Source organism: Pseudomonas karstica (assembly GCF_009707515.1).
Taxonomy (GTDB): Bacteria; Pseudomonadota; Gammaproteobacteria; order Pseudomonadales; family Pseudomonadaceae; genus Aquipseudomonas; species Aquipseudomonas karstica.
The window spans coordinates 96983-122030 of sequence record NZ_WLYI01000007.1 but is presented as its reverse complement, the minus strand read 5'-3'; the positions used below and the strand labels follow the sequence as shown (position 1 = coordinate 122030).

At 58.1% G+C, this 25048-nt stretch carries 25 protein-coding genes; 7 read left to right on the top strand and 18 right to left on the bottom strand.

Translation table 11 applies throughout. From position 1 onward, the window contains the following. Nucleotides 1-26: 26 nt before the first annotated feature. From GIR22_RS07445 to tssA, 8 genes are read right to left on the bottom strand one after another with little or no spacing between them, the layout of a single operon-like run. Nucleotides 27-1559 (bottom strand): sigma-54 interaction domain-containing protein, encoded by a 1533-nt coding sequence (locus tag GIR22_RS07445; RefSeq protein ID WP_154742703.1) that lies wholly within the window; start codon nucleotides 1557-1559, stop codon nucleotides 27-29. Beyond that, complete coding sequence (gene tssH, locus GIR22_RS07440) at nucleotides 1559-4141, bottom strand: type VI secretion system ATPase TssH (RefSeq protein WP_154742702.1); 2583 nt, start codon at nucleotides 4139-4141, stop codon at nucleotides 1559-1561. Before tssH ends, GIR22_RS07445 begins: the two co-directional genes overlap by 1 nt. Nucleotides 4142-4153: 12 nt before the next feature. Then, complete coding sequence (tssG, locus tag GIR22_RS07435) at nucleotides 4154-5161, bottom strand: type VI secretion system baseplate subunit TssG (protein WP_154742701.1); 1008 nt, start codon at nucleotides 5159-5161, stop codon at nucleotides 4154-4156. Then, nucleotides 5125-6912, bottom strand: coding sequence for a type VI secretion system baseplate subunit TssF (gene tssF / locus GIR22_RS07430; RefSeq protein ID WP_178122146.1), 1788 nt, complete (start codon nucleotides 6910-6912; stop codon nucleotides 5125-5127). The genes tssG and tssF overlap by 37 nt, the downstream gene beginning before the upstream one ends. Beyond that, on the bottom strand, nucleotides 6902-7318 hold the full coding sequence (gene tssE / locus GIR22_RS26310) for a type VI secretion system baseplate subunit TssE (protein ID WP_178122145.1): 417 nt from the start codon (nucleotides 7316-7318) through the stop codon (nucleotides 6902-6904). Before tssE ends, tssF begins: the two co-directional genes overlap by 11 nt. Before the next feature lie 14 nt (nucleotides 7319-7332). Beyond that, nucleotides 7333-8808: a type VI secretion system contractile sheath large subunit gene (gene tssC, locus GIR22_RS07420; protein WP_154742698.1), complete on the bottom strand. Its 1476-nt coding sequence runs from the start codon at nucleotides 8806-8808 to the stop codon at nucleotides 7333-7335. Between the two features lie 27 nt (nucleotides 8809-8835). Then, nucleotides 8836-9333 (bottom strand): type VI secretion system contractile sheath small subunit, encoded by a 498-nt coding sequence (tssB, locus tag GIR22_RS07415; protein WP_154742697.1) that lies wholly within the window; start codon nucleotides 9331-9333, stop codon nucleotides 8836-8838. A gap of 31 nt (nucleotides 9334-9364) precedes the next feature. Beyond that, on the bottom strand, nucleotides 9365-10915 hold the full coding sequence (tssA, locus tag GIR22_RS07410; RefSeq protein WP_154742696.1) for a type VI secretion system protein TssA: 1551 nt from the start codon (nucleotides 10913-10915) through the stop codon (nucleotides 9365-9367). A gap of 534 nt (nucleotides 10916-11449) precedes the next feature. Here tssA and GIR22_RS07405 point away from each other — a divergent pair. After that, entirely contained in the window at nucleotides 11450-11965 is a 516-nt protein-coding gene (locus GIR22_RS07405; RefSeq protein WP_154742695.1) for an Hcp family type VI secretion system effector, read from the top strand. Nucleotides 11966-12031: 66 nt separating this feature from the next. Here the strand turns inward: GIR22_RS07405 and GIR22_RS07400 are convergent, their stop codons facing one another. Both GIR22_RS07400 and GIR22_RS07395 read right to left on the bottom strand, forming a co-directional pair. Then, nucleotides 12032-12850 carry an aldo/keto reductase gene (locus tag GIR22_RS07400; protein ID WP_154742694.1) on the bottom strand — a complete coding sequence of 273 codons (819 nt, stop codon included), beginning with the start codon at nucleotides 12848-12850 and terminating at the stop codon, nucleotides 12032-12034. 144 nt (nucleotides 12851-12994) lie between these two features. Then, entirely contained in the window at nucleotides 12995-13813 is an 819-nt protein-coding gene (locus GIR22_RS07395) for an arylamine N-acetyltransferase family protein (protein WP_154742741.1), read from the bottom strand. Between the two features lie 171 nt (nucleotides 13814-13984). On the opposite strand from GIR22_RS07395, the gene GIR22_RS07390 reads away from it, so the two are divergent. Next, nucleotides 13985-14233 carry a DUF6555 family protein gene (locus GIR22_RS07390; RefSeq protein ID WP_154742693.1) on the top strand — a complete coding sequence of 83 codons (249 nt, stop codon included), beginning with the start codon at nucleotides 13985-13987 and terminating at the stop codon, nucleotides 14231-14233. Nucleotides 14234-14306: 73 nt separating this feature from the next. Here the strand turns inward: GIR22_RS07390 and GIR22_RS07385 are convergent, their stop codons facing one another. Continuing rightward, nucleotides 14307-14501, bottom strand: coding sequence for a DUF6021 family protein (locus GIR22_RS07385; RefSeq protein WP_154742692.1), 195 nt, complete (start codon nucleotides 14499-14501; stop codon nucleotides 14307-14309). Between the two features lie 23 nt (nucleotides 14502-14524). After that, nucleotides 14525-14695: a hypothetical protein gene (locus GIR22_RS25935; protein ID WP_178122144.1), complete on the bottom strand. Its 171-nt coding sequence runs from the start codon at nucleotides 14693-14695 to the stop codon at nucleotides 14525-14527. 153 nt (nucleotides 14696-14848) lie between these two features. On the opposite strand from GIR22_RS25935, the gene GIR22_RS07380 reads away from it, so the two are divergent. After that, nucleotides 14849-15370, top strand: coding sequence for a DUF3087 domain-containing protein (locus GIR22_RS07380; RefSeq protein WP_154742691.1), 522 nt, complete (start codon nucleotides 14849-14851; stop codon nucleotides 15368-15370). Here GIR22_RS07380 and GIR22_RS07375 read toward each other — a convergent pair. The 3 genes from GIR22_RS07375 to GIR22_RS07365 form a co-directional block, all read right to left on the bottom strand. Next, nucleotides 15367-15807 (bottom strand): MEKHLA domain-containing protein, encoded by a 441-nt coding sequence (locus GIR22_RS07375; protein ID WP_154742740.1) that lies wholly within the window; start codon nucleotides 15805-15807, stop codon nucleotides 15367-15369. The two genes, GIR22_RS07380 and GIR22_RS07375, sit on opposite strands and share 4 nt — an antisense overlap. Nucleotides 15808-15849: 42 nt before the next feature. Further along, a complete protein-coding gene (locus GIR22_RS07370) occupies nucleotides 15850-16980 on the bottom strand; it encodes an MFS transporter (RefSeq protein WP_154742690.1) in 1131 nt (376 codons plus the stop codon). A 115-nt stretch (nucleotides 16981-17095) separates the two neighbouring features. Beyond that, the gene (locus tag GIR22_RS07365) at nucleotides 17096-17959 is read right to left on the bottom strand and encodes a Dyp-type peroxidase (protein WP_154742689.1); all 864 of its coding nucleotides are present in this window, start codon (nucleotides 17957-17959) and stop codon (nucleotides 17096-17098) included. Between the two features lie 139 nt (nucleotides 17960-18098). Between GIR22_RS07365 and GIR22_RS07360 the strand changes: the two genes are divergently transcribed. Continuing rightward, nucleotides 18099-19724, top strand: coding sequence for an NADP-dependent glyceraldehyde-3-phosphate dehydrogenase (locus tag GIR22_RS07360; protein WP_154742688.1), 1626 nt, complete (start codon nucleotides 18099-18101; stop codon nucleotides 19722-19724). 69 nt (nucleotides 19725-19793) lie between these two features. Continuing rightward, complete coding sequence (locus GIR22_RS07355) at nucleotides 19794-20873, top strand: FUSC family protein (protein ID WP_154742687.1); 1080 nt, start codon at nucleotides 19794-19796, stop codon at nucleotides 20871-20873. Here GIR22_RS07355 and GIR22_RS07350 read toward each other — a convergent pair whose 3' ends face one another. Next, entirely contained in the window at nucleotides 20874-21737 is an 864-nt protein-coding gene (locus GIR22_RS07350) for a LysR family transcriptional regulator (RefSeq protein ID WP_154742686.1), read from the bottom strand. 103 nt (nucleotides 21738-21840) lie between these two features. Here GIR22_RS07350 and GIR22_RS07345 point away from each other — a divergent pair, with 103 nt between their 5' ends. Further along, the gene (locus GIR22_RS07345) at nucleotides 21841-22683 is read left to right on the top strand and encodes an alpha/beta fold hydrolase (RefSeq protein ID WP_154742685.1); all 843 of its coding nucleotides are present in this window, start codon (nucleotides 21841-21843) and stop codon (nucleotides 22681-22683) included. 152 nt (nucleotides 22684-22835) lie between these two features. Here GIR22_RS07345 and GIR22_RS07340 read toward each other — a convergent pair whose 3' ends face one another. Continuing rightward, a complete protein-coding gene (locus GIR22_RS07340) occupies nucleotides 22836-23345 on the bottom strand; it encodes a DUF1993 domain-containing protein (RefSeq protein ID WP_154742684.1) in 510 nt (169 codons plus the stop codon). Nucleotides 23346-23469: 124 nt separating this feature from the next. On the opposite strand from GIR22_RS07340, the gene GIR22_RS07335 reads away from it, so the two are divergent. After that, nucleotides 23470-24117, top strand: coding sequence for a YceH family protein (locus GIR22_RS07335; protein WP_154742683.1), 648 nt, complete (start codon nucleotides 23470-23472; stop codon nucleotides 24115-24117). Between the two features lie 16 nt (nucleotides 24118-24133). Here GIR22_RS07335 and GIR22_RS07330 read toward each other — a convergent pair whose 3' ends face one another. Further along, entirely contained in the window at nucleotides 24134-24955 is an 822-nt protein-coding gene (locus GIR22_RS07330) for a shikimate 5-dehydrogenase (RefSeq protein WP_154742682.1), read from the bottom strand. Nucleotides 24956-25048: the final 93 nt, after the last annotated feature.

Below are 25048 nucleotides of genomic sequence, written 5' to 3'. Positions count from 1 at the left end.
CAAGTAATGGCTAGAGCAGCACGACATCAGCGCTCCTCCTTGACATCGCCATAGGGGATTTTCAGCCGTGCCAGGCGGTACAGCAGCGTGCGACGGGCCAGGCCCAGCTCTCGAGCCGTCCGGGTCCGATTGCCACGATTTTTGCGCAGGCAATCGATCAGAAACACACGTTCGACACGCTCCAGGCGCTGGCGCAACGTCACATCGATACAAACAGCCATGGGACCCGGTGCCAGTGACAGGTGCACAGGCAGAATCACCCCCTCGTCACACAGCAATACCGCACGTTCCACCAGGCATTTGAGTTCCCGTACATTGCCGGGAAAGGCATGGCTGGACAGTTGATCAAGGGCCGCACTCGACCAGGCTATCGGCTCACGCTCGTGAGAGGAGCACGCTTTGTCAGCAAAATGACGGGCCAGCACCAGCACGTCGCCGTCTCGATGGCGCAGCGCGGGCAGCTCGATAGGAAATTGTGCCAACCGGTAAAAAAGGTCTTCGCGAAAACTGCCTTGGGCAACCATGCCCTCGAGGTCGCGATGGGTCGCGGCGATGATCCGCACATCAACCTTATGGGCAACGCTGGCGCCCAACGGACGAACTTCCCCTTCCTGCAAGACCCGCAGCAATTTGGCCTGCAACGACAGCGGCATATCACCAATCTCATCCAGCAACAGTGTGCCGCCATGTGCCGCATCGAACAGGCCGGCATAGTCGCGCTCTGCACCGGTGAAAGCGCCCTTGCGGTAGCCAAACAACTCGCTTTCCAGCAAGCCCTCAGGAAAGGCGGCGCAGTTTTGCACCACAAACGCCTTGGTGCGACGAGGTCCCGCTTCATGGATAGCCCGGGCAACCACCTCCTTCCCGGTCCCGGTCTCTCCTCGCAAGAGCACCGTGTAACGGCTGTGCAGGACTTTGCCAATCAAACGACAGGTCTCATCCATCGCGGCACTATTGCCGATCAACCCATAGCCATTGGCATGGGCTGTACTTCGGGTCGCTTGCAAGACTGCTGGCGCTGGACGCGTGCGCCGCAGAACAGTCAGCTGGTGCAAGGCAAAGCTGCCCAATTGCCCCAAGGATGCCGCGTACCCCTGCAAGTCAGCCCCGCGTTGACTGGCACACAACAACAAACCTGAAATTTTCTTGCGTCGGCTAGTCAATGGCACACACAGCAATGAACGCCAAGGCATAGCAACTACGGGCAGAATACCCGTGTCATACACATCGCTGTCCAAGTCAGTGATGCACAAAACCTGGTTCTGTTGCATGACAAACTGCAATAACTGCTCGTTGTTGAAATCCACTCCTGGGTTCGCAAGGTCTACGGGTGGCAAGATACCTGACAGGCATTGGGCAGCCATCTCCAACCGCCCCGTCAGCTCGTCGAACAGGTACAACTGGCTGAGTTCGCACTGACTCAATTGCGCTGCCGCCGTGACACAGTCATCGGGCAAGGTCGACTCGTCGCTGTCGATACCTAATCGGACGAACCATGCCAACAAAGCGTCGGCGTAAACCAGAGGGTGCGGCAACTGGGTAAACAGGTTATCCGTCATCAGTTGAACTCACAGGTCAGGTGGCCGTGACGATCCAGCCCGGCGTGAGCAGACTGCAGGGGCTCGTCACCCGCCATTGCTTCCAATAGGCGATCCACTACCAAAGGAAGCAGATTGGCCTCCAGCCAGTGATCGATAAACCGTGCACCGCTGTCACTCTGCAGGCAGCGATCTTTCATATGAACAAGCAACTCTGGCGAGTGACTGAACTTCAGATTGCGCCTGAGCAGCCTTTGCCCCAGGTATTGCAGCTTGCTTTCAATCAGTTCCTGTAACACTCCATCGTTGACCGGGTAGTACGGGACGACGCGGATTCGGGCCAACAACGCCGGTTTGAAATGGGCACTGAGAATGGGCTGAATCGCCTTCTGCAACACGTCGATGTTTGGGTGCTGGGTGTCTGAACATAATGTGACGATCTGTTCGCTGCCCAGATTGGAAGTCATCAGGATCAAGGTGTTGCGAAAGTCTATTTCACGGCCTTCGCCATCATTTGCCACGCCTTTGTCAAAGACCTGGTAGAACAGGTTCATGACATCCGGGTCAGCCTTCTCAACTTCATCGAGCAGCACCACCGAATAGGGCTTTTGCCGTACCGCCTCGGTCAGCACTCCGCCCTCCCCATAACCGACATATCCCGGCGGAGACCCAATCAATCGAGACAGGGAGTGCTTCTCCTGATATTCCGACATGTTGATCGTGGTCATAAAGCGCTCGCCGCCATACAACAGGTCGGCCAAGGTACGCGCCGTTTCGGTCTTGCCGACCCCACTGGGGCCCACCAGCAGAAACACCCCAACCGGTGCGTTGTCGCTGTTCAGTCCTGCGGCGACAGCGCGCATGCAACGATCCAGCACCCGCACCGCATAATCCTGGCCCAGGATTCGGGTGCGCAAGTCACCGGAAAACCCAAGCACGTTCGAGCTGTGCTCACGGGCCAGTTGCGTCACCGGGATACCCGTCCAGGCGCTGATCACCTGCGCGATCAACCGAGGACACACTTCAAAACTGACCAACCGCTGCTCACGCTGTGCCATCAGCAACGTGCGATGGCTTTCGGCCAATACCTGGCCTAGCCTATCAATGACCTGTGCGTCAGCCTGATCTCGATGGGCCTCGGCCAGTTGCTGACGAAGCACAAGCATTTGTTCGGCCAGTCCACGCTGAAGCCCCCAGCGCTGCTCCAGCACCTCATGCTCACGCGCGACCTCTTCCAGCCGCAGGGCCAAGGCCTGCAAAGCCGGCTCATCGACCGACAACCCTGCCTGCACATCCCGACGTAGCGCCATACACTGGCGTGATCCCTCGGCCAGTTCATCGCGCAGGCGCTGCAACTCGGCCGGTGCCGTTACCAGGCTGATACGCACCCGGGCACACGCGGTGTCCAACACATCCACAGCCTTGTCGGGCAACTGGCGCCCGCTCAGATAACGGGCTGACAATTGCGCAGCAGCGACAACGGCGTCATCACGCACATAGATGCCATGGCTGGCTTCATATACGGGTACCAGACCACGCAGAATCGTTACCGCATCGCCAACCGTCGGTTCGTGGACATGGACCGGTTGGAAGCGCCGGGACAACGCAGGATCTTTCTCGAAGTATTTCTTGTATTCCGACCAGGTGGTGGCAGCGATGGTACGTAGCTCGCCACGGGCCAACGCCGGTTTGAGCAGGTTGGCAGCGTCCAACCCCCCTGGCTGGCCGCCCGCGCCGACCAAGGTGTGGGCTTCGTCAATAAATAGGATGACTGTTTCCGGGGAAGTATCGACCTCATCAATCACACCCTTGAGGCGTCGTTCAAACTCACCTTTGATACTTGCCCCGGCTTGCAGCAGGCCCATGTCCAGGGTCAGGAGACGGACGTTCTGGAGTACTGCGGGTACCTGCGCGGCGACGATTCGCAGTGCCAGCCCCTCGACGATGGCCGTTTTTCCAACCCCCGCCTCCCCTATGACGATAGGGTTGTTCTTGCGCCTTCGAGCCAGGATATCGATCAGCTGTCGAATCTCGCCATCTCTGCACAACACCGGATCGAGCAGGCCGTCGCGGGCCTGGCGAGTCAGGTCATGGGTAAAGCGTTGCAGCAGTGACGGCCCTGGTACAGGCGTCATGCAATCGGAGTGTTCGGGCCTTTCGCTCAAGAGAAATGATCGCAGGCGTTCGGCATCGATCTGGCCCAGGATAAAGGGGTAACGACTTCCCGCTTGCGGTATTGGGTTGCGCAATAACGCGAGCAGCAAGGCACCGTCGTCGACCTCGTCCTGTTCCAACTCCAGATGGGCTGTGCGTAATGCGTGCTGCAACCACTGCACCAACGGCTCAGCAAAGACCGGATTACTCGAGGAGACTTGCTCGCTCCTGGGCTGCAACGCAGACTCCAGTTCAGCCGGAGCAACGCCGGCGTCCTGTAGCGCTCGTACCAGCACACCGTCCGGGTGCTCCAATAGTGCCAGCAGCAAGTCCTCCACCAGCACCTCCGCGCCGCCGCGCATGACACAACGCTCGGCCGCCCGCTCGAGGGTGCGACGACTAGGCGCCGCCAATGCCTGAATCAGTTGTTGCAGGTCCACATTCATCATAATCATCAATCCTTAATGAATTTTGCTGGCCAAGGTCACAGCGCCATCAGCTCGGTCATGACCAAGCCAACTGGTCCATCCCAAACCACAAATGTTGTGTTCGCCAATGTGCAGCGGCCTGGCCTCACCCTTCGCCAACACCAATCGAATGTCGTACTCCAGTGGGTCCCGAACGGAGAATCTGATCAGCGCGCATAGCGGCTGATAGCCTGTACCGGTGGGTAGAAATTCGTGAAAGTGTTGCCAGTCCAGTGCTTGGACGTGCACCCTGAATTTGCCGCTGCGGTCTGCAACCCGACACCCCAGCACCAGGTCATTACCCAACAGGCTGTTGAGGCCGCCAAGGCAGTTACGCTGCTCGTGAGCAATCAGCACGACGCGTTCAACCCACTGTTCAACGTACAGTTGGCGGTGCTTGAAGTAGTAGCGCAACACGGTCTCGACCAGCGCGGCAGAATGAGTACGCAGACTCAATAGTCCCAGGTAGGGCAACAGCCGCTTGCAGTTCAACGGTATAGCGTCGCGAATGACGCTCCCTCCCAGGCCGACCAACGCAAACATCTGCTCGGAAAAAGGGTCTCGGGCACCCGGTCGAAAGCACGCCTGGTAACGGTATTTGCGCCAGATCGGCAGCATCAGTCGCTGCAAGCGATGGTGGAACACATCAAGAAAATCACGAGTCGGGTTCCCCCTTGTCGTCTGTGCCAGTGCCTGCTCACCATAAAATGCCGGCAACGGCGACCCCGCCCCTACCAACCCAAGCACATTGAGTTGAAGCCGCGCCCGCCACTGTCCTTGATCCTGAAAAAATTCAACGCTCTCGATATCGTTGCCAGGAAACCCCAGGCCAGGATTGGCCTGGAACTCCAACTGATCGTAAAGTGCGTCCTCGTCCAGAGAGGGGTGAGCCACACGCAAACGCTCGACCACCTGCAATATCGCTTGAAACAGCGAGTACTCACGAACTGACCGGGACAGTTCGGTTAAAGCAAGGGCTGCTGGCCCATGCGAGGTGACCATAGGTACACGTCTCCTTGTGTGCTGGTGACTCGCAGCTCGTGATACGAGTTGAGGCTGGTGTAAAGTGCAAAAAACTCGTTGAGCACCGAGGCGAACACAAACACATCGCCTGCTCCCGTGAACCCTTGGTGATCGAGGGTCAGATCGACACGCAGGCCACGAAGCGGCATCCCCCGATGCAACCTGTCCACCGGTTGATGACTGATCGAATGCAGCGCGCCGAGCCTTCTGCGGCTGACCCTCTCTGCCTGGCGGTCGTGATAACGCGGAAAATCATAGGTTTCGAGAATTACTTTCAAAGCATCGACATGGGTCAACGACAAATAGTTGAGCGACATATTGCTGATCAATTTCCAGAGAAAATCGTTGTCCAGTGGTGGCGAAAAACTGGGAGTCGCTGCCGTAATGTTACGAAAAGACAGAAATTCAGGTGTCTGCTCACACGCCCGGTTGATATCGCCGACTTGCAATTGCCGAGGCAGGTTGTGGTTGGTGCAGGTCAGCTCAATCGACAAGGTTTCCGGGTCTTTGGCCTGGTGAAGACCAAAGCTGAGGTACACATCAAGCCCGGCATGCTGCAACGATGGTCGTTGGCGAATGCTGTAGCTGGGTGGCCGTGCAGATTCCTCGCAGGCGAAGTCATGTTCAAAGGACTCGAATGCGGCATAGTCCTGATACCCCAGCCCTCCTGGGCGCCAGCCCGTGACCTTGTCTACGGAGAACACGCCACAGTTGCCCTGCTGGTATTCGGCGGGCAGCAACAAGTATTCGTCCTGCTTGCCATCCAGGCGAATCGGTACGCTATCGTGGGTGAATAAATTGACGATCGGCGTGCAGTACAGCTTCACGTTATCCAAGATCGGGGGCTGCCGCTCCAGGCTGTTTTTACGAACAGCAAAGCGCAGTTCAAGCCCATGGACCTGCTTGAGCTCTGCGCCTGACAGATGTGCGTGGAGGTCAAGACCATCGACATCCACAAACAGGTATTTGTCAGGAAACGCAAAATACTCCTGCAGGTGGCGATAGCCCCGAAAGGTATTCGGTGGATAGGGAATCAACGCCTGATCCTGCGCAAACCCCACCGGCTGCACATGACTGCCGGGCAATCGCCATGACCGTGCCTGGCCCTCAGCCCCGGCGACCGGCAGGCCATCAGCATCCAGGGGCATGACTTCGATCCCCTCCAAATCGCGTAACAGGTTCAGGTAGAGCATCTGGCTGATATGGCGCTCCCCTGCCAGATGCAGCCGTAGCTGATGAAGTTCGAACTCGCTGAAATTGCCTTCTGCGCTCACCTCCAGGCGCAGGCTCAACAAAGCACCCTCGCCTCGCGTCGAATAGGTCAACGCCGATAATTGCAACGGCAAAATATCGGTCGCATAACACGTACGAAAGCGACAGTACTCGCCATTGATCGCAGCGCTTTCTACCGGCGTATCTCGTTCCACCCGAATAGCAGGGCCTACACGCTTGAGGGCATCAAATTGCAACATGCTGAAGGCAGGTGATGGCCGCATGTAGTTGGGCCATAGCAAATGCATCAGTGAATGGCTAAGCTCAGGCAGTTCGTCATCAAGCTTCTGTCGCAAACGACCGGTCAGGAACGCAAAGCCTTCGAGCAATCGCTCCACATCTGGATCCTGGCCAGCATCTGCGAGAAATGGCGCCAGTGCCGGATTGCGCTCGGAGAAGCGTCGCCCCACCTGTCGCAATGCGCTGAGCTCGCTCTGGTAGTAACGGTTAAAGGACACCTGGCGCGACCTCGACTCGGCCGTTGCCACAAAGGCTCCCGGCAAAAGCAACCGGATGCATGACACTGTTGATGTGCAGTACGCCCTCAATGGTAAACGCCAGGGCAAGGGGGTCACGGTCCCGTGGCAACGCCGTGACCCGAACATTGCTCAGACGCGGTTCGTAGGCCTCGATAAAACGCTCGATCAAATACCGCGCCTGACTCAACGACTCATGCAAGCTCAAGCGCATGTCGTTGAGATCGGGCAGGCCATAGTCGGCAAGCGTCTGTACGCTACCCGCTCGGGTATTGAGCATTTTCCCCAAGTGAGCGGCCACCGATGCCTGGGTGCCCATCACAGGACTATCGTCAACGACGGGCGCTTCTGCCTCCAGGCGTTCGAAAAGGCTGGCATATCGACTCATTTCCAGGTCCCTGCTCATTCTTTATCGAGCTTGCCGACCAGCGAAAGAGTGAAGTCCGCGCCCATGTACTTGAAATGCGGGCGCACACTCAGATTGACGCGATACCAGCCGGGCTCGCCCTCGACATCACTGACCACAATCCGCGCCGCCCGTAATGGCCGACGCCCCCGTACCTCGGCGCTGGGGTTGTCCTGGTCGGCAACGTACTGGCGAATCCATTTGTTGAGTTCCTGTTCCAGGTCAGTGCGTTCCTTCCATGAACCCAGCTGTTCACGCTGCAGAACCTTCAGGTAGTGGGCCAGACGGTTGACGATCATCATGTAGGGCAGTTGAGTGCCGATCCGGTAGTTCAACTCGGCAGTCTTGCCCTCATCGCTGATCCCGAAAAACTTGGGCTTCTGCACCGAACTGGCGGAGAAAAACGCCGCGTTATCGCTGCCCTTGCGCATGGTCAAGGCTATGAACCCTTCTTGCGCCAACTCGTATTCACGACGATCGGAAACCAGTACTTCGGTGGGTATCTTGGTCTCGATTTCACCCATGCTCTGGAAATGGTGCAGGGGCAAGTCTTCCACCGCGCCACCACTTTGCGGCCCGATGATATTCGGGCACCAACGGAACTTGGCAAAACTGTCCGTCAACCGTGTGGCGAAGGCATACGCGGTGTTGCCCCACAGGTAGTGTTCATGGCTGTTGACTACGTTTTCCGTGTAGGAAAAGGATTTAACCGGGCAATCCTGTGGGTCATAAGGCGCTCGCAGCAAAAACCGCGGCACGGTCAAGCCGATATAGCGGGCATCCTCGCTCTGTCGGAAAGACTGCCATTTGGAAAACTGTGGGCCCTCGAAATGATCTTTCAGGTCCTTCAAGTCAGGTAGGCCGGTAAAGCTCTCCAGACCGAAGAAACCAGGCCCGGCAGCGGCAATGAACGGCGCATGGGCCATACAGGCCACACTGGAAACGTACTGCATCAACTTGACGTCCGGCGCGCTGGGCGACAGGAAGTAGTTGGCGATGACCGCGCCCACCGGTTGACCACCGAACTGACCATACTCGGCACTATAGATATGTTTGTAGAGCCCGGCCTGAGTGACTTCCGCGGAGTCTTCGAAATCATCCAGCAGGTCCTGGCGGGAAACGTTCAGCAGTTCGATCTTGATGTTTTCTCGAAAGTTGGTGCGCTCAACCAACAGTTGCAAGCCCCGCCAGGAGGACTCGAGAGCCTGGAAATCAGGGTGATGTAGGATTTCATCCATTTGCTGGCTGAGTTTTGCATCAATTTCGGCAATCATCCGGTCAACCATGTGCTTCTTGACGGGCTCCCCACTGTTCTGGGGCTTGAGTAACTCCTCGATAAAGGCCGAGACACCGCGCTTGGCAATGTTGTAAGCCTCATCGTCAGCGTTCAGGTGGGTCTGGGCGATGATGCTGTCGAGAATGCTGTACTCGTCAGAGGGGGCAATGTGTTGCGGGCTGTGACAGGTAGTCATGGCATCAGTGTCCTTTTACTGAGGAGGTCATACGGCAGGGCTGCTCAGCCCCAATTCAGCCAACACCCGGGCGCGAGACTGTTGGTCGGCCAAGACGTGTTCAATCGCTTTTCGAAAGCTCGGCGTATTGCCAAGCGGCCCCTTGAGCGCCACCAATGCATCTCGCAGCTCCATCAGTTTTTTCAGTTCGGGAACCTGCTCGACCAGGCTGGCCGGGTTGAAGTCCTTCATCGAATTGACGCTGACCTGAATGGCCAGTTCTTCGCCCGAGGTGGACTCCTGAAGGCGATTGGGAACACTCAAGAGCAATCTCAGCCCTTGCTTGGCCAACACATCGTCGAGGGTATTGCTGTCGATACCGACGGGCTTGCGGTCTTCGACCTTGCGTGTATCTTCACGCTGGGTAAAGTCGCCTAGCACCAGTAGCTTCAACGGCAATTCGAGCTCTTCCTGCGCACCGCCGACGGCAGGCTTGAAGGTGATATTGATACGTTCCTTCGGGGCTACCGAACCTTCTTTAGCCATGATGCATCTCCTTTGATGGTGGCTCGAAAGCCTATTCAAGTACCGCTTCAAGATCGAAGTGGCACAATCTGCGATGGATATTTTCCTTGTGCTCGCGTACGGCATGGCTTTGTGGCAACACATCACAACAGCCGTACAACAGTTGCAGCACTTCAAGGCTCAAATCCGGTTCCCAACGCTGCAAACCTGCCTGCTGTAACTCCTGATCAAGTTGCTCAAGCTGGATTTTGGCGAGGTCATACTTGCCCGCCAGGCCACACAACCTCGCCAGGCCCAGGCGCCAATGGAAACGAGCGCGCTCTCCCCGAGCAGCTTGCAGACCTGGCTTGAACATCCGGATGGCAGCCTTGAGCCCATCCTTGCGAAGCACCGGCGTGACGTCCTGCAAGGCCTTCTCCCAGGGTGCAATCGAAGCATCAGGCGCGGCCTTGGGGACCGATGTGTAGAGGTGCCGGGTGACCTGGGTATTGATCCAATTGCGAGTGACTGGGTCGGCAAACGGTGTGCCATCGTGAAAGCGCAACGGGGTCAATCCCGGCAGTCGTTGCAATAACAGGGCGAGGTGCACTTCCGTCTCGGTCATGGCCATGTCGGCCTGCAATGCCTGCAGGCACTCCCAGACCATCCGTACGCCATCAAACCAGAAAGGCGCATGGCTCAGGCTGGCCTCAAGCTCCAGCAAGAGGTCGGCGTAATGCCCCTGCTGAAAACGCTCCTGATACCGCTTGAGCTTGTCCGGTATGGGTCCCCGCAAGGGCGTGATTTGTTCGTTGTCGCAATTCGGGAGGCTGCTGATCGCCAGCCAGGTCAACGTTCGGCTCAGGCGTAGGGCGCGTAGATCAGTAGCATTCTGACGCAACCACCAGGCGCACAAGGGGCGAGCACTGTCCTGCAAGGTGCGCAAAAGCTTATGGGCGTCTTTTTCGTTATCTACGACGTGATCGGGTGCCAGCAACCGGATCGTGGACTGTTTGACCTGGGTAATCACCCCTTTCACCCCTTCCGGAGAAGGATCGCTCTGCACCGATTGCCTCAGCCTGTCCGATAGCTGCCTGCGAACCGGCAGCAACAAGGGAGCCTCATCACCCAGGGATTCAGTCCACAACTCATCAAGACGAGACAGATGCTCGAGCATGCACTCGAACAAAGGTCGTTGCCCCTTGAGCGACAGGCTTTGGGCAAAGACCTGTTCGATACGTGGAACCAGCCAGGCAAACGCTGCACTTCGGGTTCGCGGTTTTCGCGGATAAACCACTGCCCAATGATGTTCACAGAGGTGGCGCAACAACCCCAACCCGGCAAGCAGGCCCGAGAAGGATTCACGCTGATACAGCGCCCAGGTCAACCAGACGGCGACTCGTAGATCCTTTGACTCATGCCGCAACAAGGCATCGCTTTTTTCCACGACCTTGTGCCAGTCAGGCTGACTGTGGTTGTGCATCGAGTGCGCCTTGCCAAGTTCGCTTTCCAGAGCCTCATACTCGCCGGAAAAACGTACATCCTCACCTGAGAAACTCGTATCCGAGCTCGGTGACCGGGCAAGTTCCAGATAATAAGAATAAAGTTTTTCTGAATAAATCATATTATGGTCGTGCGTCACTATCCAAGGTGATCTAATAGTTTCGACCAGGACTTACACCCGTATCAAAACAACTTAACTTCCGTTTCCCACACAACGAATAGCCCGCACCTTATCCACGACCAGGATATTGATCAAGTGGCAAAAACACTCTTAAGAAACATCCTACAAGAACAAAGAAACTTCAAAAAATTCGAAACCCACGGGTGTCGACCGAACAACCATGAACGCCTTAAACATTGAAGCCTGCGCAATAACGTGCGCAAACACGCCCGACCAAACAGGTTCTTCCGAATCCCTCTTCCATGCCCACAACGCCAAAACATGAGCAACTAACTGCGCACCACTGCGCAAACAAAATCAACTTAATCAAATAATCTCGCCAACAAACACACCCAACTTAAACCGTCACTCACCCCGAAGACCACTAGTTACCTAGCCTCTGTAGACCTTGGCACGCTTCTTGTTATCAAGTACTGCCCGTCGGGCATATCGCCAGTTGAGGCGACTCTTATTTATCAGGCAAGGAAACCGATCATGCCAACACCTGCGTACTTATCCATTACCGGTACCAAACAAGGTTTGATTACCGCAGGAACGTTCACTCAAGACTCGGTAGGCAACATTTACCAGGAAGGCCACGAAGACCAAATTCTGGTCGAGGCTTTTGCGCATCAGGTCATCATTCCTCGTGATCCGCAATCCGGCCAGCCGACAGGCCAGCGCGTTCATAAACCCTTGATGATCAGCAAGGTATTCGATAAGTCTTCGCCACTGCTGTTCAGTGCGCTCACCTCGGGAGAAATGGTCAAGTGTCGCCTGGAGTGGTACCGCACCTCCATCGCAGGTACCCAGGAGCATTACTTCACCATTGAGTTGGAAGACGCGATCATCGTCGACATCCAGTCACGAATGCCCAATTGCCAAGACCCGAACAATGCCCACTTCACCCATCTGGAAGATGTGTATTTCACCTACCGTAAAATCGTCTGGACCCACGAAGTTGCCGGCACTTCCGGCTCCGATGACTGGCGCAGCCCGGTAGCTGGCTAAGGCTAACCCTAGTTGAAAGTAGGTCGGCATCACCAATGGCGATGCCGATCCACCGACAGCGGCGTATCAGACCATCGCCAACGGATGCTTGCGTTTCGGCGCGCCGAACACACGGTCAATTGCGTCCAGGTCATGCTCCTCAAGGACGACGTTGGCTGCTGCGGCGTTGAGCCGAACATGCTCGGGCTGTACAGCCTTGGGAATGGCAATCACGCCCTCCTGGCGCAGCACCCAGGCCAACGAAACCTGGGCCGGTGTCACCTCGTGACGATGGGCAATTTGTTCGAGGGTGGGGCTGGACAACAAACCACCGCCCTGGGCGATCGGACAATAAGCCATCAACGGCAAATGCCGCTGCTGCCAAGGCAGCAGGTCAAATTCGATACCGCGCTCTTCGATGTTGTAGAGCACCTGATTGGTAGCGCATTCCGGGGATGCCAGTTCCTGAAGGTCCGCGACGTCGAAATTGGAAACGCCCCAGCGACCAATCTTGCCCGCTTCGCGCAGCCGCTCAAAGGCTTCAACGGTTTCCTCAAGCGGGTACTGCCCGCGCCAATGCAACAGATACAGGTCAATGTAGTCTGTACCCAGGCGGGTGAGACTGGCATCACAGGCCCGGGGAATACCCTTGCGACTGGCGTTGTGAGGGTAGACTTTACTGACAACGATAACCTGGTCGCGCCTGCCACGAATCGCCTCGCCTACGACTTCCTCCGCACCACCCTCTGCGTACATTTCAGCCGTATCAATCAGTGTCATGCCTTCATCGATACCTAACTGCAAAGCACCGACCTCGGCTCGCCGCTGCAGGGGATCTTCTCCCATGCGCCAGGTTCCTTGGCCAATCACAGGGACAGAAACGCCAGCCAGTTCAATGGTTCGCATAGACACCTCCAGATGAGTTCACGGTTTAATACTGTGCACAGATCGACCGACCGGGAGTGCTGAGCTACAAAGGATAGAGCGCCTGCTTAAATTGCGCTAACGCGGAGCAACATCCGCCATCCCTTCCAGACCTGATAGTCAACCTTAGAACACCAGCAGACGCTCAAGGCTGGCTCGAAGTTGCGGGTGTTCGGGCAGGCGAATGCCGAAATTATCTTGTAGCAGAGCCATCAATTCGTCCACGTCCTGGATCGCACGTTTTTCGCTGTCGCGGTCCAGGTAGTGGACGGCGTAGTAGCCATTGTTCAAGGTCTGGCGCAGGCCCGGAGCGAGCAGTGCCACTTTCAGCTGGCCAAGAAACAGCGACTCTGGATGAGTGGAGACGTACCAATTGCCGACTTCATAATCGATGCGTGACTGCGGCTGCAAATCGAATACATACAACCCGCGCCACTCCCCGGCGACCTGGGCCCATAACGTGTATTTGTCCTCTTTCAAGCTCAGGCGATAGGGTTCATGGGCAGTGGCCTGGGGTGCTTCGGTGTCCAGTTGCAACGGGCTGCTGGGCACCATGCCACCAAAGCCTACGTCGCTGATATAACGCACGCCGTCGACGGTCACCAGGCTCAGGCGATGAGTACGCGACGTCAGCGCATCGGGCGGCCCGCCCATCACCACCCGGCCTGTAATACCCCGCGCATCGAAGCCCAGCTCTTGCAGCAAGGCCAGGAACAGTTGGTTCAGTTCATAGCAATAACCGCCCCGCCCGTCGAACAAGACTTTTTGCTCCACGCTGGACACGTCGATCGGCACCGGCGCGTGCAACAGCGACGACAGGGTTTCAAAGGCAAAGGTGCTGACATGGCGCAGTTGCAAGCTCCTGAGGGTTTGCAGGGTCGGCGCAGGTGGCGTGTCATACCCAAGGCGCTGCAGGTACAAGCGGCTGTGGGCCAGGCGGGGCAATTCCTCAGACATGACGCAGTCCTTGAGCATTGAGATGAAGACACTACTAATACCCTGAAGGACTCAGCTTGCCAATCGTGATTTACCTCAAAGCCCGTACCGGCGGGCACAATATTTCTGAACCTTTCTGAACTGTTTTGCATCCATTTCAGTACAAGACAGGGAGGCTATATGAGTACCGCTACGATCTATACCATCCACTATTTTCTACATGGTCAGCCGAAGGCTTTTGTCGTGCGGGCCGAGACCATGAATAACGCCGAGGCCTGGCATTGGGCCGCCTGCGATGCAGGTGTCGCTCACGTTGCCCGCATCGGCCGCCCGGGACATGAGCAGGTAAAAAAGACTACTCGGCCCTGGGCAGAAAAATATGGGATTACCGACGTTACCTGGACTGCACCGAAGAGGTTTGGCGAATGAACACGAGGAGTGAGTTCTGAGGCGTTGAGGAGATCATCACGGGCAAAAGGCCCCGCTCAATGCGGGGCCCTGCTCATGGCTTCAGGTCTGCCAAGGGATCGTAAGCCGGTTTCTTGCCCGGTTTTTCCTTCTCATCCAATGGTGCAATAGCAGGACCGACAGGGTCGACCTGCGGATCGGCCAGGTCCGGCGAATCCGGGTCAAAACCCAATTCGTCCTTGCCGCTGGAATGCTCCGATGAATGCGGACCGTCTTTACGGTTACTCATCACTACCTCCTGCGCTCGCCGAGTCATAACGGGCGCGCCTTGTCATGCAGGTTTTCCAGGTCTTCTTCGACCCGCGTCACATCGTCTTCACGCTCAGCCGGGTCATTGGGGCGCAAGGCGTCATTGTCGCGCTCTTCCTCTCCAGGCGTGCGCTCATCGGGATGAGTCGTGCCGGGTTGCTGGTACTGAATCATGGTTCACCTCCCTTGGAAGTTCATGGCCTACCTCCGTTAGAGAAACCGTGGACAACCATCGTTCAACCTGATTACAACCCCCGGCACCACGAAGCATGAGAAGATGCCAAATGGCCTTATGCCCCTACTCGCCCCATGGAGACTGCCCCCCGGATGTTCGAGATCAAACCCTGCGACCCACACACCTATCGTCAACAGACCCGGCGTAGCACGCTGATCGTTGCCCTGGTGTTCGTGGCCCTGGCGATGCTGCTGTCCAGCCTGGCCGTGATGCTGTTTGGCGAACCTGGCGGGGACAACTTTCGTTTCAATGTCGGCGGGGTATTGGCCGCAGTGTTGCTGACCGTGGCCCTGGTACGTGGCCCGCTCTGGTCACAACCCTGGCTGGCCCCGGCCATCTATGGTTGGCAGCTCAAGCGCAGCCTGATGCGCGTGACCAATGTGATGCACACCGTCACCGAGCAGGTACAGGCCAACAACCCGGCGGCGCTCAAACTGCTGCGTTTCTACCACTTGGGGTTGACTCAGATGCATGAGCTGGATGCCAACTCCAGCGCCCAGGCGCAACTCGTGCATGAGATCGAGGAACACAAGGCGAAGATGCAGGCACTGGGGATGGAGATCGAACAAACGCGTCTCGACCCCGCGTGGTTGGACGTGTTGAAAAAACCTTAAGCCAGCACGCCGATCCGCTGCTCGTCCGGCCAGAACAACGCCGCCTGGCCGCAGGACTTGTGGGCCTCGTCGAGCAAGGTCCAGACCACCCCGGCATAAATCATGAACGGCTGCTGCTCGGCGTCGACGCGCCAGCCGCTATAGCCTTGGGCGATCCCCTGGGCCGTGACTTGCTCCAGCAAGACCTGGCGGGCGACGCGGTCCAATTCCGAGGCGCTGAATCGGGACGGCATGCCGATAAAGGCCTCCCGTGGGTACTTGAAGCAGGCCAGCGCGCATGCATTGGCGTAAGTGAAACGTGGGTCCGCCGCACCGTCATGGGCCAGCAGGCTGTAGGGCGCCTGCTCATGCAGCCAGGTGAGACGCTGCGGTTCGTCCAGGTTAGAGGGCGCCAGCAGTCCATGACCGGTCCAATGCCGGTATGACTCGTCGAGCAAACGTATGAAGTTTTTTTCAAGGAACACGAAACGCCTCAAATCTCAGGTTGAAATTTTTGTCCGCCAACAAAATACCGCACTGACCACAATCGCCGCACCCGATACGCCAAACACCCAAGGTGCCGATGCCACCGGCAGCAGTAAACCTGCCAGCAATGGGCCAAGACCCGCGCCGATATCGCGCCAAACCGCATTGGAGGCCAGGGCTGACACCCGCATGGACCCCGGATTGCGCTCGGCCACCAGGGTCGTCACCAAGGGTAATTGCAACGCCCGCAGTATCAGCACCGCCGCGGCGCCGATGATCACCCAGTCACTGCCGAACGCCGTTAAAGCCAGGGCACTGAGGAAGGAAAACAGTAGCAGCATGGAAGTCGCGCCAAAACGCTGGGACATCCTCCCGCCCAGGGGGCTCAGGAGCAGTTCCGAGACGTAGCGCAAGGCCATCAGCCCGCCGGCGATCAGCACAGCATCGCCGCCGAGGATTTTTTGCGCCTGGATCGACAGACCGAAAATAAACAGTCCATCCAGGGCTACGCCTTCGATAAACGACCACACCGCCACACTGTCCGGCAAGCGAAAGCGACGGCCTGGCGTACCGTGCAAATCATGCCCGCCCGTAGGTAATCCCCGCGCCACCCAAAGGCCCGCCAGGCAACACCCTGCCAGAATCAAAAAGATGGGCCGGGGCCCGGCCCATAGTGTCAGCAAGCCGCCCAGGGGCAAGGCCAGCATCGGGCCGAGGGCAATCAGCGCCCGGGAACGTCCTGCTCGACGCGCAGCACCCACAGGTTCGGAAGTGGCCAGTACTTGGGTCGAGAGGTTCAACGCGGCAAAACACAGGCCCCAGATCAGCCGCAGCACCAGCAGCGCGGCAAACCCGGAAAAGAACGAATTGCCCAGGGCACAGACCGCCGCCGCACCAGCGGCCAGCATGCAGGTCAGGCGATCACCCCGGCGGGCATAGAAATTCAGCACATGTCGGTAACCGAAAATCCGCACCAGCCGATTAGCCGCCAGCAATACCCCGGCCTGGGCCAGGGTAATACCGAATGCCTGGGATTCCATGGGCAACAACAGATAGAGCAACACGTCACTGGGCAGGCACAAACCCAGGGTCAGCGCGGCGCGGCGCGAGGTGGAATCAGCAATGCGTTGAGCCGGATCGGGCATAAGACTGAAACATTCAGAAATAACAGGACCGCAACGTTAGCGTTCTCGTCCTGGGTTTTACAAGGCCCCATTGGGTACACAGCCTGATAAAAGACCTCGCGGGGGTTTAAAGCCGCTAAGGGAATACGGCACTCACGTCCAGATGCCCATCCTTTAGTGGCGGACACCAGTAATACCCACCGGTCAACGGCCGGCTGATGCGGTATAAACCATCGACAATCCCGTCTTCCAGCCCACTCATACGGCGCAATTGGGCTTCAAAGGCATCGAAGGAGTGACCGAAGGCGAGGAACATCAGCCCGGCCTGGCCGTTCTCGGCCCACGGCATGGAGCGGCGCACTACAAATGCTTCAGGAGTAAAGCTTTCCTGGGCGGTGCGCTTGGTATGAGCCGACGCCGGTGCGTCGTCCAGTTCTTCGTTGTCGCCATGGCGACGACCAATGATGTGATCCCGCTCTTGAGCGGGCAACGCGGCGAAACCGTCCAAGTCGTGCTGCCATTGTTGGATCGCGGCGAAGCTGGCGCCGCCAGTGGCCACGGCCGCCTCGACCGCAGCGTCGTCATGGGGGTTTTCGGTGCCGTCTTCATAGTCGGTCAGGTCAAAACCTGTCTTGTAGCGAAAACCTTCGGTCATCTGTACCAGACGAAACGCCGGAGCCAGGGCTTTTTCAAAAGCCCGACTGCGCATCAACAACTCGCCGCGATCCACACCGTGCAGCCACACCCAAAGAGCCTGCTGGGTGGATGGATTATCGGCTCCCGGCCCGCGGATGTGAGGGAATGGCCGCAACCCCTCGATCCGGGCACCAAGGGCACTGACCAGTGGCTCACCCATGCCCACCACTGCCTGGGCGTCCGTCAATTTCATCAGCGCATCGAAAGCAGCCGGCACGGCATGGACCGAATCCAGGGCAAAAAACAAATGACGTGCCTGTAGCGGCACCGGTGCGGCAAGAATGCCCGGCTGGTACTGACTCATGTGAACTCCTTCAGTAAAGCCGTGCAGTTTACCCGGCGCGACAAGCCAATGCGTAGTGGAAAGCGCTCGGGCCTTGCAACAGAGCCCTCGGATGGGGGAATCTCTATTCATATTTTGCAATCAGCCTTGGGGTAGCAACATGACCACCGATCACCTGCTGGCCAATCTATTTCCCTCTGCCGCCGACATTCCCGAGCAATACCGGCTGGCGGCGCCCATTGAACAGCGCGACTACCTGGTGGATGGCCAGTTGCGGGAATGGGCCGGCCCCTTAGCTCAAGTGCGCAGCCCGGTGCAACTTCACGGGGCCGATGGCGACACCCCAGTGATCATTGGCAGTACTCCACTGCTGGATGCCGAGACCGCCTTGACCGCACTTGATGCCGCCGTGCGCGCCTATGACCGGGGCCAGGGCAGTTGGCCAACGATGCGGGTAGTCGAGCGCATCCAGCATGTCGAGGCCTTTTTACAGCGCATGCGCGAACAGCGGGACGCCGTGGTCAAGCTGTTGATGTGGGAGATCGGCAAGAACCTCAAGGACTCACAAAAAGAATTCGACCGCACCTGCGACTACATCACCGACACCATCAACGCCCTCAAGGAACTCGACCGCCGCTCCAGTCGCTTCGAGCTGGAGCAGGACACCCTGGGGCAAATCCGCCGTGTCCCCATGGGTGTGGCGCTGTGCATGGGACCTTACAACTACCCGTTGAACGAAACCTTCACCACCCTGATCCCGGCGTTGATCATGGGCAACACTGTGGTGTTCAAGCCCGCTAAGCTCGGGGTATTGCTGATCCGTCCGTTGTTGGAAGCGTTCCGCGACAGCTTTCCGGCCGGGGTGATCAACGTGATCTACGGCAGTGGTCGGGAGACCGTCAGTGCGCTGATGGCCAGCGGCAAGATCGATATCTTTGCGTTTATCGGCACCAACAAGGCCGCCAGCGACTTGAAGAAACTGCACCCGCGCCCTCATCGACTGCGCGCGGCACTGGGCTTGGATGCGAAAAACCCCGGCATTGTGTTGCCCCAGGTGGACCTGGACAATGCGGTTAATGAAGCAGTGACCGGCTCCCTGTCCTTCAACGGGCAACGCTGCACCGCGTTGAAAATCCTGTTTGTGCATGAAGACGTGGTGGACAGTTTCATCGAAAAATTCAACCAGAAACTGCTGACCCTCAAACCCGGCATGCCGTGGGAAGATGGCGTGTCCCTGACGCCGTTGCCAGAGCCGGGCAAGGTCGACTACCTGCATGGGCTGGTGGCCGACGCTGAAGAGAAAGGGGCCAAGGTGGTCAATGCCCATGGCGGTGCCAGCCGTGGTTCGTTTTTCTACCCGGCGGTGCTGTACCCGGTGAACACGGCAATGCGGGTCTATCACGAAGAACAGTTCGGCCCGGTAGTACCCATCGTGCCTTACCGCGACCTGGGTACGGTGATCGACTATGTCCTGGAATCGGACTTCGGCCAACAACTGAGTATTTTCGGCACCGACCCGGTGCAAGTGGGACGCCTGGTGGACACCTTCGCCAATCAGGTCGGCCGGATCAATATCAATGCCCAGTGCCAGCGTGGGCCGGACACCTTCCCGTTCAATGGCCGCAAGAACTCGGCCGAGGGTACGCTGTCGGTGCATGATGCGTTGCGGGTGTTTTCTATCCGCACGTTGGTGGCCACCAAGTTCCAGGACAGCAACAAGGCGCTGATCAGCGACATCATTCATGATCGGGCGTCGAGCTTTTTGACCACGGACTATATTTTCTAAAACCATACCCCCACGGTAGGAGCGGGCTTGCTCGCTCCTACTCGTGAATTCGAGGTGCCTATAAAACCAATGAAGCTTTTTTCCTCCGTCCGCCTGCCCTCCTTCGCCCGCCGCCTGCTGCGCCCCCTGCTGGATCCTTATCGTCGTTACCGCCACGCCAAGCTGATCCACGCCATACGCGTGTCCATCGGCCTGCTGGCGACGATCCTGCTGACCACCGGCCTCAACCTGCCCCACGGTGAATGGGCCTCGGTGACCATGCTGGTGGTAATCGGCGGTTTACAGCACCACGGCAACATCGGCAAAAAAGCCGTGGAACGTGCCTACGGCACCCTGATAGGCGCCAGCGTCGGGTTGCTATTGGTGGCGCAGCAGGCGTACCTGGGCCAGCAGTTGCTGACGTACCTGCTGATGTCGGTGGTCTGCGGTTTCTTTTCCTACCACGCCATCGGCAAGGGTGGATATACGGCGCTGTTGTCAGGCATCACGGTGTTTATCGTCGCCGGGCATGGCGAAAACCATTTCTCTGATGGCCTATGGCGCACCGTCGATATCCTGATTGGTATTGCCCTGGCCCTGGCGTTTTCCTTCGCCCTGCCGCTATATGCCGTGTACTCCTGGCGCTATAACCTGGCCAGTGCCCTGCGCGATTGCGCGGCGATTTACAGCCGGATCATCAACGGCCAGTCGGTCACCGACGACGAACACCTCAAGCTGCTCAACCGCTTGAATACGGCGATGGTGCAATTGCGTTCGCTGATGCCGTCGGTGTCCAAGGAAGTGCGGATATCGATGACCGAACTGGACGCGATCCAGCGGCATTTGCGCATGGCCATCAGCACCCTGGAGATTCTCGGCAATTCCCGCCCCGACCCTCGGGATGGGCAAGCTATGGCGCGCATGCAGGTAGTGCTCAAGACCGAACATCGGCAGATTCGGGTGCAGTTGATGGGTATGGCGCGCGCCCTGAAGTCGGGAGCCACGGAGCGACTGGAACGACCTGGTGGCATGCCTACCCAGGAAGCGTCACTGGACGCTCCGGTCCACAACGCCTTGGACGGTTATCGCCTGTTGACCCTGCAATTGGCGGCAAATATTGATGCCATGCGCCAGTGTCTGGCCAAGAGCGCCAGCCACTGGAAGATTTGATCAAGCCTTTTGCAGTGCCTGCACCAGCAGGTCGTGCAAGGCCAGCAGCCTGGGCTCGGGGTTATCGCTGCCAAAGCGCAGTACATTCGCCACCTCGGGCAGCGGCAAACGCTGTTCGAAAGGTCGATAGACTTCCACTCTTTTGTCCAGGTGAGCGCTGCTGAGCACACCGATCCCCAGCCCGACGGTAATCGCCGACACCACGCCGTCCACCGAAGCGCAGTCCACGGCCACCTGCCAACGAATGCCCTGCGCACTCAGGCATTCCTGGGCCCGTTGTCGATAGAAACATTCAGGACCAAAGGTAATCAGCCGCAGGCAATCACCAGGCTCATGCTGCCAGCCCGGACGGGCGCACCAGTGCACATGCTCGGTCCATAGCAACTGGTCCCGGGCCTCGATACGGTGGGTGAAATCCTGGTGCAGTGCCATGTCCAGTTCACCGTCCGACAACGCCTGACGCAGCACATGGCTCTGCTCAACCACTATCCGTACATCGAGCTGGCGGTGTTGTCGGGAAAATTGCGCCAACAGGCTCGATAGCTTGGCCATGGGCACCTGTTCCGTGACGCCGAGGCGAATACAACCTTGCAGTTGCACGGGGTTGAAATGGGCCAGTGCCGCATCGTGAGCCTCCAGGATGCGCCGGGCATGAATCAGTAGTTGCACTCCGTCATCACTGGCCACCAGCCGCTGGCCATCACGCTGAATCAACGAGCGACCCAACTGTTTCTCCAGGCGTTTGATTTTCCAGCTCACCGCTGACTGGCTAAGGTGTAAGCGCTCGGACGCCCGGGTGACGCTGCCGGTCTCGACCACGCTTTGCAGGGCGCGTAATACATCAATGGGCAAACGCTGGTTCATGATCAAACCCATGACAAAAATAGGATTACAGGAGAGTAAGTTGTCACTGGTGTCATGACTAGCCTCATCATAGGCTAAAGCCTCATTCATCGAGGATAGGTCAATGACCACTCTGCTCAACGAAGTTGCTCTGATTAACGGCCGCCGTATCGCCACGGGCCGGCACGGCGAAGGGGTGCCCGTGTTGTTGCTGCATGGCACCCCTGCTCATTCCATCATCTGGCGCAACGTGGTGCCGCGCCTGACAGCCGCCGGGCTGCATGTCCACGTGTTCGACCTGCTGGGTTTCGGTGCTTCGGAATTTCCCCGTGAGGCCGATACTTCAGTGGTGGCGCAAAGCCAGTTGATCGCTGAGTTGCTGGACCATTGGGGCCTGCCGCAGATTCACCTGGTGGGGCATGACATTGGCGGCGTCAGTGCATTGCTGTTTGCCCTGGAGCACCCACAACGGCTGCACTCGTTGACCATTGCCGACGCCCCCAGCTATGACTCCTGGCCGTCTCCTGCCTGGCGCGGTATCCACGAACAGTTTGCAGACCATGCGCGCATGGCCGCTGACGAGCATCGAGCATTGATGGCCCGACAGATGGCGATGGCTGTATTCGATAAAAACCTGATGCAAGGTGCGTTGCTGGAGGCTTACCTGGCACCGATCAGCGGTGTGATCGGCCAGCCGGCGTTCTATCAGCATCAGGTGGCACATTACGATTCGCGCTATACCCGTGATTTTGAACAACGCCTGGTGACCCTCAACCTACCGGTGCAAATCCTCTGGGGCGCCGAAGATGAATGGCAGCCGCTGGACTACGCACACCGTCTGCATCGAGACATACCGGGAGCGGTGCTGCATGTGGTAGAAAAAGCCGGGCATTTCCTCATGGAGGACGCGCCAGAACAAGTGAGCGATTACCTGCTGGGCTTTATTCGGCAGGCGCGCCCAACCTGAACTGTCACCAGAATGGCGCAAGCCAAAAACCTCACACTTTCTCTGACATATTTTTCACGCTTTATTCACATCCATCACCGTAGTGTGAAGCCTCATCCGTTACAAACGTTGCACATCAAGCCCGCCGCCCCAGCGGGCTTTTTTTATGCCCGTTAGAACGCGCCCATGTAGTCACGCTTGCCCACTTCCACACCGTTGTGACGCAACAAGGCATACGCAGTGGTGACATGGAAGAAGAACTGCGGCAGGCCGTAGGTCAACAGGTAGGACTGGCCGCTGAAGCGCTTCTCTTTCGGGGTGCCTGGACGGGTGACGATCTCGATGCCTTCCTTGCCGTCGATCTGCGCCGGGGTGATGCTGTCAATGAATGCCAGGACCTTGGCGATCAGCGCTTGCAGGTCGGCGAAGGTGACTTCGGCATCATCATATTTCGGTACTTCGATTTCAGCCAGGCGGGCAGAAACGCCCTTGGCAAAGTCGACGGCGATCTGCACCTGGCGCACCAACGGGAACATGTCCGGGGACAGGCGCGCTTGCAGGAAGGCGTTCGGGTCAATGTTTTTGGCGGTGGCATGGGCCTCGGCCTTGTTCAGCACATCGCTCAGGGCGTTGAGCATTTGCTTGAAGACCGGGAGGGAAGCGGCGTACAGGGAAATAGTCATGACAGTCTCGACAGTGGTTACAGGGTTTGAACAGCGGCGATTATAGACCCGCTCGCCGCCGGCACCGCTTGTCTTTTATTTTTTCAGGATTAGGCTAGTGGGTTCACTGCATAGGGAAAGCGCGATGACCACCGAGCACGACACCACGTCCGACGAGCCACGCCTGAACAGCGCGGAAATCCGCATCCTGGGCAGCCTGATCGAAAAGCAGGCCACCAGCCCGGAAACCTACCCGCTGACCCTCAATGCGCTGGTGATCGCCTGCAACCAGAAAACCAGCCGGGAACCGGTGATGAACCTCAGCCAAGGCCAGGTCGGCCAAAGCCTGCGAGCCCTCGAGGGGCGCGGCTTTACCCGACTGGTGATGGGCAGTCGTGCTGACCGCTGGGAACATCGGGTGGACAAGGCGCTGGAGTTGGTGCCGGCCCAAGTGATCCTCATCGGCTTGTTATGCCTGCGCGGCCCGCAAACCGTCAATGAGTTGCTGACCCGTAGCGGCCGCATGCATGACTTTGAAGATGCCGAGCAGGTAGTGCATCAACTGGAGCGCCTGATCGCCCGCGGGCTGGCGTTGTTGTTGCCGCGCCAGTCGGGCCAGCGGGAAGATCGCTATATGCATGCCCTGGGCGATCCGGCGGATATCGAGGCGATCCTCGCGGCGCGCGGCAATCCGGTTGAGCGCGGCGCCAGCAGCGGCGTCTCGCTGGAGCGCATCGAAGAACTGGAAGCACGGATCGCGGCGCTGGAAGAGCGACTGGCGCGGCTGGAGTAACGCCGAATGCAGCCCATCACTTATCCCGCGCGAACGCTACCGCCGCCTGAAACTGTTCATTCGTGGGCCTTACACCGGTGTACAGCACAAACTGCTCCAAGGCCTGGATCGCGATCACTTCCAACCCGGTGATCACCTGCTTGCCTTGGGCCCGACCGCGTACAATCAGTGGCGTTTCGGCGGGAATCGCCACCACATCGAACACCGTCTCGGCAGCATCAATGGCCTCGGCGTCGAAGGCCAGGTGATCAGCTTGCGGGCCACCGGTCATGCCGATGGGTGTCACGTTGATCAGCATTTGCGGACGCAGGTCGCCCAGTTCCGCTTGCCATTCATAGCCCAGGTTTTGCGCCAATGCCCTGCCCGCGCCCTCATTGCGCGCAACGATCACCCCCTTGGCATATCCGCCGTCGCGCAAGGCGCTGGCCACCGCCTTGGCCATCCCGCCGCTGCCGCGCAGGGCAAAAGACGATTCCTTGGGCACGGCATGGGTGTTGAGCAATTGCTCGATGGCAATGTAGTCGGTGTTGTAGGCCTTGAGGTGCCCGGCAGTGTTGACGATGGTATTGATCGAGGCGATGGCCCGGGCCGAATCATCCAATTCATCCACCAGGGCAATGCATGCCTCCTTGAATGGCATGGAAACGCCACAACCGCGAATACCCAGGGCACGAATGCCACCCACCGCACCGGGCAGGTCCTGACTGCTAAACGCCTTGTAATAGAAGTTCAGACCTAATTGTTCATACAGGTGATTGTGAAAACGCAGGCCAAAATTCCCGGGGCGCGCCGACAGTGACATGCACAGTTGGGTGTCCTTGTTGGGGTTCATCAGCATGTGTAACTCCTTGAAGCCATTTTCAGGACGTTTTGGATAGACGGGAACACGCGCACATTGGCATGGTGTCGCACAGACCATGTAAGCCAATCA

Bases quoted from the DNA above. Each gene is read 5' to 3' on its own strand.
- GIR22_RS07445 (WP_154742703.1), bottom strand. From the start codon at position 1,559: ATGACGGATAACCTGTTTACCCAGTTGCCGCACCCTCTGGTTTACGCC.
- tssH (WP_154742702.1), bottom strand. From the start codon at position 4,141: ATGATGAATGTGGACCTGCAACAACTGATTCAGGCATTGGCGGCGCCT.
- tssG (WP_154742701.1), bottom strand. From the start codon at position 5,161: ATGGTCACCTCGCATGGGCCAGCAGCCCTTGCTTTAACCGAACTGTCC.
- tssE (WP_178122145.1), bottom strand. From the start codon at position 7,318: ATGAGTCGATATGCCAGCCTTTTCGAACGCCTGGAGGCAGAAGCGCCC.
- tssC (WP_154742698.1), bottom strand. From the start codon at position 8,808: ATGACTACCTGTCACAGCCCGCAACACATTGCCCCCTCTGACGAGTAC.
- tssB (WP_154742697.1), bottom strand. From the start codon at position 9,333: ATGGCTAAAGAAGGTTCGGTAGCCCCGAAGGAACGTATCAATATCACC.
- tssA (WP_154742696.1), bottom strand. From the start codon at position 10,915: ATGATTTATTCAGAAAAACTTTATTCTTATTATCTGGAACTTGCCCGG.
- GIR22_RS07405 (WP_154742695.1), top strand. From the start codon at position 11,450: ATGCCAACACCTGCGTACTTATCCATTACCGGTACCAAACAAGGTTTG.
- GIR22_RS07400 (WP_154742694.1), bottom strand. From the start codon at position 12,850: ATGCGAACCATTGAACTGGCTGGCGTTTCTGTCCCTGTGATTGGCCAA.
- GIR22_RS07390 (WP_154742693.1), top strand. From the start codon at position 13,985: ATGAGTACCGCTACGATCTATACCATCCACTATTTTCTACATGGTCAG.
- GIR22_RS07385 (WP_154742692.1), bottom strand. From the start codon at position 14,501: ATGAGTAACCGTAAAGACGGTCCGCATTCATCGGAGCATTCCAGCGGC.
- GIR22_RS25935 (WP_178122144.1), bottom strand. From the start codon at position 14,695: ATGATTCAGTACCAGCAACCCGGCACGACTCATCCCGATGAGCGCACG.
- GIR22_RS07380 (WP_154742691.1), top strand. From the start codon at position 14,849: ATGTTCGAGATCAAACCCTGCGACCCACACACCTATCGTCAACAGACC.
- GIR22_RS07370 (WP_154742690.1), bottom strand. From the start codon at position 16,980: ATGCCCGATCCGGCTCAACGCATTGCTGATTCCACCTCGCGCCGCGCC.
- GIR22_RS07365 (WP_154742689.1), bottom strand. From the start codon at position 17,959: ATGAGTCAGTACCAGCCGGGCATTCTTGCCGCACCGGTGCCGCTACAG.
- GIR22_RS07360 (WP_154742688.1), top strand. From the start codon at position 18,099: ATGACCACCGATCACCTGCTGGCCAATCTATTTCCCTCTGCCGCCGAC.
- GIR22_RS07355 (WP_154742687.1), top strand. From the start codon at position 19,794: ATGAAGCTTTTTTCCTCCGTCCGCCTGCCCTCCTTCGCCCGCCGCCTG.
- GIR22_RS07350 (WP_154742686.1), bottom strand. From the start codon at position 21,737: ATGAACCAGCGTTTGCCCATTGATGTATTACGCGCCCTGCAAAGCGTG.
- GIR22_RS07345 (WP_154742685.1), top strand. From the start codon at position 21,841: ATGACCACTCTGCTCAACGAAGTTGCTCTGATTAACGGCCGCCGTATC.
- GIR22_RS07340 (WP_154742684.1), bottom strand. From the start codon at position 23,345: ATGACTATTTCCCTGTACGCCGCTTCCCTCCCGGTCTTCAAGCAAATG.
- GIR22_RS07335 (WP_154742683.1), top strand. From the start codon at position 23,470: ATGACCACCGAGCACGACACCACGTCCGACGAGCCACGCCTGAACAGC.
- GIR22_RS07330 (WP_154742682.1), bottom strand. From the start codon at position 24,955: ATGCTGATGAACCCCAACAAGGACACCCAACTGTGCATGTCACTGTCG.